1 protein-coding gene is annotated in these 1,168 nt (G+C 62.0%); it reads left to right on the forward strand.

The window, feature by feature from the left end; all coding sequences use genetic code 11:
- Positions 1-237: 237 nt before the first annotated feature.
- On the forward strand, positions 238-1,168 hold a 931-nt coding region (gene murB / locus ACMO6A_RS06395), incomplete at its 3' end, for a UDP-N-acetylmuramate dehydrogenase (protein ID WP_418470925.1).

A 1,168-nucleotide genomic window follows, 5' to 3' on the forward strand; every position in this document is an offset into this window, starting at 1 on the left:
GGGGGAAAGCCCCACCTCCTGGGCGATCTGCTTGAGGGTGACTTTGTTGGCCATCTCGCTCCTTCCGGGTTTACGCGCAATCTCTTGAAAGTATAGCGACTACCCCTCTACCTCGGTGATAAACACTTTACCAATCCGGTGGACGGCTGTTTTATCGCCGCCAGCGCACCAAATCCGTCCGGGTGGGGTATATTGCAATCGATTGATGACAACGACCACCAAAAGGCGGATATCCGTATGCACGAGAACGATTTTTTTAACGAGGACCTGCTGTGCGCGCTCGCTGGCGTTGCCGGCGAGGACAACGTGCTGATGAGCGAGCCCATGCGCGAGCACACCACGTTTAAGATCGGCGGTCCGGCCGACGTCTTTGTCACGCCCGATACTGAGCAGGGCCTCGTCGCCACGCTCGATACCTGCTATCGCTGCAATCTACCACTCACCATCGTGGGCAACGGCTCCGACTTGCTCGTCGGCGACAAGGGCATCCGCGGCGTCGTTGTAGCGCTGGGCGAGGGCCTCTCCGACATTACGGTCGACGGCACGCACGTCACGGCGGCAGCCGGCGCCTTGCTTTCCGATGTCGCAGCCGCGGCAGCCGAGGCCGGCCTTACCGGCATGGAGCCCATCTCGGGCATTCCCGGATCGGTCGGCGGTGCCTGCTACATGAACGCCGGAGCATACGGCGCTTGCATGGCCGATGTGCTGGAGTCCGTGCGCGTCTACAAGCCCGCACGCATGCTCGACGACGGCACCCGCGGTAGCGGCAGCATTATCGAGTTCGATGTCGATGAGCTCAACCTGGGCTATCGCAAGAGCCGCATTGCCGACGACGGTTTCATCGTGCTTTCGGCCACTTTCAATCTCGCCCCGGGCAACGCCGCGATGATCAAGGCCGACATGGACGACTACCGCCAGCGCCGCGAGGACAAGCAGCCGCTCGACATGCCGAGTGCCGGCTCCACCTTCAAGCGCCCCGAGGGCCACTTTGCCGGCAAGCTCATCATGGACGCCGGCCTGCGAGGACACGCCATTGGCGGCGCGCAGGTGAGCGAAAAGCACTGCGGCTTCATCGTCAACGCCGACCACGCCACCGCCGCCGATGTCGACGAACTCATCCGCCACATCCAAACAACCGTCAAAGACCAATTCAACGTAGACCTAGAAC

The sequence above is a fragment of the Eggerthella sp. genome, assembly GCF_048329335.1.
GTDB classification, from domain to species: Bacteria; Actinomycetota; Coriobacteriia; order Coriobacteriales; family Eggerthellaceae; genus Eggerthella; species Eggerthella lenta.